The sequence below is a fragment of the uncultured Rikenella sp. genome (assembly GCF_910577125.1).
Classification (GTDB): Bacteria; Bacteroidota; Bacteroidia; order Bacteroidales; family Rikenellaceae; genus Rikenella.
In genome coordinates, this window is the sequence record NZ_CAJTMN010000095.1 from 1 (window position 1) to 7,601 (window position 7,601).

Below are 7,601 nucleotides of genomic sequence, written 5' to 3' on the forward strand. Positions count from 1 at the left end.
CCCGTGGACGGGAAATGCTTCGCATTTCTGCGGCTGTGTCGGTAAAATGGGGTAGAGGCTGCCTTAGTTGGGGTAGACACAGCCAGTAAAACACCCTGTGGGTGCGAGAGGCAACGCAACTGAAGACCGTGGCCGCAGATACTTGCGTTGCCGGAATCGAGGTATTGTGAGTTGAAATACAAGCATATCCCGCTATTCCCCTTAATAGCGGAAGACCGGTTGAGCCCATCGTAGCCGACACCCGTCAGATCCCCTAATCGTCTATTGTTACCTCCGTCGCGGTAGCCCGGGGCGGGCGAGACGCAAACCAAACACCGAACCGCCACTCCCATCCGTCCGATCGAAGATAACAACCTGCGTTAAAATCCCTATCTTTGTGAAAACCGAGCAGATAAATATGGTACTCGCACTGATTTACGACTTCGACGGCACCCTCTCGCCGGGAAATATGCAGGAATACGACTTCATTCCTGCCATCGGCAAAGACAACCGCGAGTTCTGGGACAACTGCAACCGCGTGGCCGAGGTGAACGACGCCGACCCGATCCTGACCTACATGAACGAAATGATCCGGCAGGCTACGGTCAGCGGCGTTTCGCTGCGGCGCGAGGCTTTTGCCGAATCGGGCCGCAAAGTCGAGCTCTACGAAGGAGTCGAAGGGTGGTTCACGCGCATCAACCGTTACGGACAATCGAAGGGGATTCGGGTCGAACACTACATCAACTCCTCCGGCCTGCGCGAGATGATCGAAGGAACGTCGATCGCCAAACATTTCAAGAAGATTTTCGCCAGCTCGTTTCTCTACTCGGTGGACGGAGTAGCCTATTGGCCGGGCGTGGCGGTGAACTATACGAACAAGACCCAGTTCATTTTCAAGATCAGCAAAGGGATCGACAGCGTGTACGACTCCAAGGCGGTGAACCGGTATCAACCCGAAGAGCAGCGCCCGGTGCCTTTCACGCACATGATTTACATCGGCGACGGGACGACCGACATCCCGTGCATGCGGTTAGTGAAGGAGAAACAGGGGCATGCCATCGCCGTTTATAATCCGGCCGACCGGGAAGTGGGTCATTCGCTGCGCCAGCTGGTGCAGGAGCATCGGGTGAACTTCGTCGCTCCGGCAGACTATTCGCCGGGCAGCCGTCTGGATGAGATCGTCAAGGCGATCGTGGATAAAGTGTCGGCCGACGACCGCCTGAAACGGCTGGAGTTGTGACGCGAGCACGCCTTTGGCCTAAGAGGCGCGCCGCGAAAAATGATCAAAAGCTGTTGGCGCAGAACGATTTCACCAGTTCGCGCTCAAAGTCTGCGTCTTGCGGAGCTTAAGGCGTAGCGTAGCTATCTAAAAGTTTACCTTGGGTTTCCTCCTCGCCGCTCGGCAATTCGCAAACTGCGTTTGCATTGCTCTCGCTGGCAGCGTCGGTTTTGGTGCCGCTTGTTTCAACCGAGCAGCGTTCCGAGACCAAAGCCGCTTGCGAGCTTTGGCGAGGTAGCGCGAGGAAGGCGAAGCCAACAAGCGGCAGTTCCAGGCGGGACAAAGCTCGACTGTCGCCCGCCCGCTTAAAGAGGGATTTCACTCGTTTTGCGGTGAGCAAAATCGAGATGAAATCCCTGCGGGCGACGGTTGAAATGCTCCGCGCGCCGACGCCTAAGGAGGCAATTCAACTCTTTCGGCGATGAGCCGAAAGAGAATGAACCGCCCAGGCGCGCGAAACGCGGCGGAGCAATAGCGGAGCCGCAGTGAGGCGAATACGGGACGGTGCTTGAGGCTGAACTGTTGCGACCCTTTGAGGTCGTCGGCCTCGTCGCCCAGCGGCTTTGCCGCTCGGGGGGATGGGCGACAGGCCGAATAGGGATGGAGAATTGGGCTGTGTCTGCTGCGGGCCGAAGCCTGCGGGTGCCCGAACGAGCGTAGTGAGTTGCGGGCCTCCCGCTGGGGGAGGCTTTCGGCCCGCGCGGCTCTGCGAGCCGCAGGATTTAGGGTAGTGGCTACCGATTATTGGGGTAGACCCGGCCAGTTTTCGAGTGCCGGGCGGCCCCGTTTATTCTGAGAGGCAACGCAACAGAAAACCGCCGGCACGGTTGCTCGCATGGTCGGGGCCGAGGCTCTGCGTGAGAGACCACAGGAATCGTCCGCGGATGTCGCTAATCGTAGAAGCCCACTGATATCCGCCGTTACCGACGTAGGTCAGTGCCCCCGTCCCGTAGTCGCGGTTGCCCGGGGCGGGGTGATTGGGTTTGCTTTCGCGCGCCATGGGAAATCCTGTCAAAACGCACAGGTGCATTTTGACGATTTCCCTTTTAAGGCGTGGCGCGCGGTGCCTTCGGGCACTCCGACAGGGCCATCTCTACCCCACAGGATAGAACCGCCCTTGGGCCGGGCAGGCCCCGCTTAAGTAAGGCAATGACAACCCCATCAAAAGCCCCTGTGGGGCCCCGCGGTGGGCGAATGGCTGGGTCAGCCCAATCCATTGCTCGCACGCTACATGCCTCAGGCTCCGCAAGACTTAAGCGTCAGCGCGTACCGCTAAAACTGCCTCGCCAAAAACAGAAAACAACGACTGTCATGCTTCACCGCGCCATGCTCTCCCTCGGCAGCAACGCCGGCGACCGCAGCCGACTGCTCGAAACCGCCCGGCAAAACATTGCCGAGGCCGTCGGGCCGATCCGTCTCGCCTCGCGCGAGTACCGGACCGAACCGTGGGGCAACTTTGCCGACACCCGGCCCGTGGAACCCTTTCTGAACCAAGTGCTTGTGGTCGAGACCCTCCAGAGCCCCCTCGAACTGCTGGACACCCTCCAGCAGATCGAACACCGGCTCGGCCGGCCCGTCCATACCCCCGAATACACCCCCGGCGGACAACGCATCTACCGGTCGCGCCCCATTGACCTCGACATCCTTTTCTACGACTCCCTCGTTCTCGACACCCCCCGCCTCACCATTCCCCACCCACAGCTCGCCCGACGGCGGTTCGTCCTCGAACCCGCCGCCGAAATCTGCCCCGAATTCCGGCATCCCGTTCTGAAAATCAGCCTCCAAGAACTATTAAATTCAATTTTGTAGAACGATTCTCGATTATTTACCCTATATTTGCAATCCGTTTTGGATGTAATCGAATCATAATCATACAAATAAATAAAACGACACTCGTCATGACAAAAGCGGATATCGTAGGCGAAATCGCAAAAAGCACCGGCATCGAAAAGGTACAGGTGCAGCAAGTTGTGGAATCTTTCATGGAAAATATCAAAGACTCCATGATGGCAGGCAATAACGTCTACCTGCGCGGTTTCGGCAGCTTTATCATCAAACGGCGCGCACAGAAAGTGGCCCGCAATATCTCCAAAAACACCACCATCACCATCCCGGCGCACAACATTCCGGCTTTCAAACCGTCGAAAACCTTTGCCGGCGAGGTGAAAGCCAAATCCATCGCCAAGAAATAATTAACCCGATTGTCAAACCTTAATCCACTGTAGTTATGCCAAGCGGAAAGAAAAGAAAACGGCACAAAATATCTACCCACAAGCGCAAGAAACGGCTCCGCAAGAACCGCCATAAAAAGAAAAAGTAGGTAGATGATTTACTTTGGCGGGGCGGGAATCGTGTGCGTGCCGAGACGAACGGCCCTTCGGTCGGATGGATCTCTTCCGGCACGACGCGCTTCCCGCTCCGGCGAAGACCGACACTCGAAAACCTAAAGTCCCCCGGACTATTCAGCGCGGCGGTCTTTAGGTTTCTTTATTTTGTCCCATTCCCGGCTCGTCCGATCCACCGGCGGCATCCTCCGCGGATACCAAACGGACGGACGACCCGTTTATCATATATATACGACACACGACATGACAAAAGAGTTAGTCATCCACTCGACCGGCAGCGAGATCGAAATCGCCCTCCTCGAAGACGGACAGCTCGTCGAACTCAACCGCGAGAAGACCAAAAGTTCCTTCACCGTTGGCGACATCTATCTCGGCAAAGTGCACAAAGTGATGGGGGGGCTCAACGCCGCCTTCGTCGACGTGGGCAACCAGAAAGACGCCTTTCTGCACTACCTCGACCTCGGGAGCGCCTTCAACTCGCTGAACGACCTCGTCAAACAGGTGAACGGACGCCACCAGAAGATCGACTTCTCCTCCCTGAAAGTCCAGAACGACCTCGGCAAAGAGGGGAAGATCGCCGGCGTGCTCAATAACGGCCAGCATATCATCGTCCAGATCGCCAAGGAGCCGATTTCGACCAAAGGGCCCCGCGTGACCAGCGACATCTCGATCGCCGGGCGACACCTCGTGCTGATTCCGCTCTCCAACAAAGTGCACATATCGCAGAAGATACGCTCCAACGAAGAGAAAAAGCGACTCAAAGGGATTGTGGAGGGGATTCTGCCCCGGAACTACGGCGCCATCGTGCGCACCGCCGCCGAAGGGAAATCGGCCGAAGATATCGAAGCCGACATCACCCACCTCATCTCGAAATGGGAAGGAGCTCTGTCCGCCTTGCAACATGCCCAGCCCCCTTACCTGCTGCTGGGCGAAGAGAGCCGGACGACCACCATCCTGCGGGATTTGCTCAACGACTCCTTCACCCACATCCACGTGGACAACGAACAGGTGTTCCACGAAGTGAAGGAATACATCTCCGCCATCGAGCCGGAGGCGGAGAAGATCGTCAAGCTCTACAAAGGGAACATCCCCATCTTCGACCAGTTCGACATCACCAAACAGATCAAACAGCTCTTCGGGCGAACAGTGGTCTTCAAGCGGGGGGCATACCTCATCGTGGAGCATACCGAAGCGCTGCACGTGATCGACGTCAACAGCGGCAAGCGCGCCAAGAGCGACGAGACCCAGGAGGCCAATGCGCTGGAATGCAACCTGAACGCCGTGCCGGAGATCGCGCGTCAGCTGCGGTTGAAGGATATGGGGGGGATTATCGTGATCGACTTCATCGACCTGCACACCGCCCAGAACCGGAACGCCGTGTTAGAGGCGATGCGGAAAGCGATGGCCACCGACCGGGCCAAACACAACATCCTGCCGCTGACGAAGTTCGGCCTGATGCAGATCACCCGGCAGCGGGTGCGGCCGGAGACCCAGATCGTCATCAACGAAAAGTGTCCGACATGCCACGGGACGGGCGAGATCGCACCCTCGGTGCTGCTCGACGCCCAGATCGAAAACCAGGTGGCCTATTACGCGAAAGAGAAACACTACAAACTGCTGACCGTTCACGTGCATCCGTACGTGGCGGCCTACATCAACCGGGGCGGGCTGTTCAGCAAGCGGGCCAAGTGGTGCGTGAAATACGGCGCGGTGATCAAGGTGATTCCGAACGACTCGCTGGGGATGATCGAATATAAGTTCTACAACGCGCTGGGGGATGCCATCTGATGGAAGAAGAGGTCGCGGAATCCACCTGGCACCAGGAGCCGATCGAGTTGTTCGAAATCGCATCGTGGGAAGAACTTCACCGCGGAGTGCGGGACGCATCGGCCTCTGTGATCGATTTTTCGGTGGGGCCCAATGACGGGCGGGTTTACTGCCTGTTCCGCCATTCGCTGGCGGCCGAAGAGGAGCCGCCCCGTTACTATTATGCCGTGGCGGTACTCGATGTCGACTGGGAGGCGAGACGGTATCTGGGGAAGCAAGTGTACGAGTTGGGAGACGATTATCGGACGGAGTACAATTGGATTCGCGTGCTGGGCGACGATTTTTTGTTGGTAGGTCGTTGGAGCGACTACAACGGCGGAAAGCCGGAGCGAAACGGCCTGTTGGTCGGTCGGGACGGGACGGCCAAGCGGGATTATTGTTTCGGGAGTAGTATCGATGCCTGTCTGGTTATGGCGGACGGTACTATCGTGATGGGGTACGACGATACGGAATCCTTTGCGGACGCTCATGGCTTGGATCTGGATCATCCGTATTTCAGTTTGGATGGGATCGTCGCTTTCAGACCGGATGGAACTCAATTTTGGAATTCGGGCAAGCATGGCTATGCTTTCCTGCACATGTGTACTGCGCTGAGTCAGGATGTGCAGGGATGCATGTGGGCCTTTTACAAAACGTGGAGGTGTGATCCCGAGTTGGATCGGGATCGGAAGCTCTACGACTATCTCGAAGAGTGGGAGTGGAACACGGATGAGATCACCGATTCATGCGAACTGGCGAAGACCGATTTTCAGGGAGAGTGCGAGATTTTTCTCCGCTGTTCCAATAAAATCACGCTGAGTTCGGGTTTCGCCGTCGCGCCGTCTCAACGGAAAATGTTGTTTCGAGGCGGGGTTTTTCATGAGTCCGGTTTTTTTCTGGTGACTCGTAAGGGCAATGCGTGGGTGGCCGAAGCGGGTGTGGTACCGCAACTGAACGGACAGCCTTTCAGCAGGAAGGAGCGTTGGTGGTGCCAATTTACGGACTATCGGACGTTATGGATGGGGAGTGAAGGTTTGTACGGTTACCGGTTTGTCTGAGTCTGGGTTTGTCTGAAACGGAAGCGGTCGGCGCGAATCTTTTCGCGCCGACCGCTGTTTTTCCGGCCCGCTCTCCGAGAGGTCAGCAATAAGAGTTATTTCCGAACCCGTTGATCGGCGGCGTATCCGGCGTATGCATCTCGATTTTTCCCACGATGCTCTCATACCGCGCCACATTCTCCTGAAGCGACAGGAGTAGCCGTTTCGCATGCTCCGGCGTGAGAATCACCCGGCTTTTGACCTGCGCCTTGGGCATTCCCGGCATCATGCGGATAAAGTCCAGCACGAACTCCGAGGTCGAATGCGAAATCACCGCGAGATTGGCATACGTTCCCTGCGCCACCTCTTCATTGAGTTCGATATCCAGTTCTACTTTGTGATCGGTCATAGACAACTTGTTCTTTATCTGCGGACAAAGATAGATGAAAAAAGAGGCTGTCCGTCTCTTCTATTTTTATGTTTTTTCAACAATTCGTCCACACTCCGCCCTCTCTCGGAGCCCCGGGCGCGCGAACGCACCCACAAGGTGTTTTATTGGCAGCCTCTAACCCATTTGCCCACCGCGGGGTAAGCGAAACTTGAGTCTTGCGGAGCCTAAGGCGTAGCGTAGCTATCACAAAAGTTTTTGGTGCCGCTTTTTTCAAAAAGCGGCAGTTCCGTCCAGCACAGAGCTCGAAAGTCGCCCGCTCGCCTAAAAGGGCATATTTTGTTGGTTGGCGCTTGGCCAACCAACGAGAATTGCCGCGGGCGACGGAAACAAGGCGCGCGAAACAAGTCCTCCCCGCGCGCTAGCGGAAAACGCGCAAAGTGGCGGAGCGATAGCGGAGCCGCAGTGAGGCGGACACGGGACGGAGAATTAGGCTGGGCTTGGGGCTGTATTGGGGCAAAGCTTTTGTGACCCGTAGGGTCGCGCAGTTCGCCGCCACCCCCGGCGGCGGGCTGCAACTCGACGGAGCTCGTTGCGCCTCCGCTGGCGTCGAACTGAGGTGGGTCGAGGACGAGTAGGGCAGAGAATAGGGTTTCGGTACGAAGGAAGAGATCCGCAATCCGTTCAAAATAAGTCGGGGGATTTTCAAGGAGGATGCGAGTCCCCCTTGAATGTGCTCTTTGCCTACTTTCTACCACATAGTAGAA

9 protein-coding genes are annotated in these 7,601 nt (G+C 56.9%); 5 read left to right on the plus strand and 4 right to left on the minus strand.

Features of this window, described 5'->3' with window-relative positions; all coding sequences use genetic code 11:
* A partial coding sequence (locus QZ292_RS08680; RefSeq protein ID WP_294600601.1) for a hypothetical protein occupies positions 1–353 on the minus strand: 353 nt, incomplete at its 3' end.
* A gap of 44 nt (positions 354–397) precedes the next feature.
* Here QZ292_RS08680 and QZ292_RS08685 point away from each other — a divergent pair.
* Positions 398–1,219 carry an HAD family hydrolase gene (locus tag QZ292_RS08685; RefSeq protein WP_294600603.1) on the plus strand — a complete coding sequence of 274 codons (822 nt, stop codon included), beginning with the start codon at positions 398–400 and terminating at the stop codon, positions 1,217–1,219.
* Positions 1,220–1,325: 106 nt separating this feature from the next.
* Here QZ292_RS08685 and QZ292_RS08690 read toward each other — a convergent pair whose 3' ends face one another.
* A complete protein-coding gene (locus QZ292_RS08690) occupies positions 1,326–1,580 on the minus strand; it encodes a hypothetical protein (protein ID WP_294600605.1) in 255 nt (84 codons plus the stop codon).
* Positions 1,581–2,045: 465 nt separating this feature from the next.
* Complete coding sequence (locus QZ292_RS08695) at positions 2,046–2,273, minus strand: hypothetical protein (protein ID WP_294600607.1); 228 nt, start codon at positions 2,271–2,273, stop codon at positions 2,046–2,048.
* Between the two features lie 296 nt (positions 2,274–2,569).
* Here QZ292_RS08695 and folK point away from each other — a divergent pair, with 296 nt between their 5' ends.
* The 4 genes from folK (at position 2,570) to QZ292_RS08715 (ending at position 6,467) form a co-directional block, all read left to right on the plus strand.
* On the plus strand, positions 2,570–3,067 hold the full coding sequence (folK, locus tag QZ292_RS08700; RefSeq protein WP_294600609.1) for a 2-amino-4-hydroxy-6-hydroxymethyldihydropteridine diphosphokinase: 498 nt from the start codon (positions 2,570–2,572) through the stop codon (positions 3,065–3,067).
* Positions 3,068–3,156: 89 nt separating this feature from the next.
* The gene (locus QZ292_RS08705) at positions 3,157–3,450 is read left to right on the plus strand and encodes an HU family DNA-binding protein (RefSeq protein WP_294594619.1); all 294 of its coding nucleotides are present in this window, start codon (positions 3,157–3,159) and stop codon (positions 3,448–3,450) included.
* A 396-nt stretch (positions 3,451–3,846) separates the two neighbouring features.
* On the plus strand, positions 3,847–5,391 hold the full coding sequence (locus QZ292_RS08710) for an Rne/Rng family ribonuclease (RefSeq protein ID WP_294600611.1): 1,545 nt from the start codon (positions 3,847–3,849) through the stop codon (positions 5,389–5,391).
* A complete protein-coding gene (locus tag QZ292_RS08715) occupies positions 5,391–6,467 on the plus strand; it encodes a hypothetical protein (protein ID WP_294600613.1) in 1,077 nt (358 codons plus the stop codon). The genes QZ292_RS08710 and QZ292_RS08715 overlap by 1 nt, the downstream gene beginning before the upstream one ends.
* An 82-nt stretch (positions 6,468–6,549) precedes the next feature.
* Here the strand turns inward: QZ292_RS08715 and QZ292_RS08720 are convergent, their stop codons facing one another.
* Positions 6,550–6,855, minus strand: a complete 306-nt coding sequence (locus QZ292_RS08720) for a DUF3467 domain-containing protein (protein ID WP_294600615.1) — start codon at positions 6,853–6,855, stop codon at positions 6,550–6,552.
* Positions 6,856–7,601 lie beyond the last annotated feature (746 nt).

What these genes read in the sequence shown, in the direction of transcription:
- QZ292_RS08685 (WP_294600603.1), top strand. Translation starts at nt 398, where the DNA reads ATGGTACTCGCACTGATTTACGACTTCGACGGCACCCTCTCGCCGGGA.
- QZ292_RS08715 (WP_294600613.1), top strand. Translation starts at nt 5,391, where the DNA reads ATGGAAGAAGAGGTCGCGGAATCCACCTGGCACCAGGAGCCGATCGAG.
- folK (WP_294600609.1), top strand. Translation starts at nt 2,570, where the DNA reads ATGCTTCACCGCGCCATGCTCTCCCTCGGCAGCAACGCCGGCGACCGC.
- QZ292_RS08710 (WP_294600611.1), top strand. Translation starts at nt 3,847, where the DNA reads ATGACAAAAGAGTTAGTCATCCACTCGACCGGCAGCGAGATCGAAATC.
- QZ292_RS08705 (WP_294594619.1), top strand. Translation starts at nt 3,157, where the DNA reads ATGACAAAAGCGGATATCGTAGGCGAAATCGCAAAAAGCACCGGCATC.
- QZ292_RS08720 (WP_294600615.1), bottom strand. Translation starts at nt 6,855, where the DNA reads ATGACCGATCACAAAGTAGAACTGGATATCGAACTCAATGAAGAGGTG.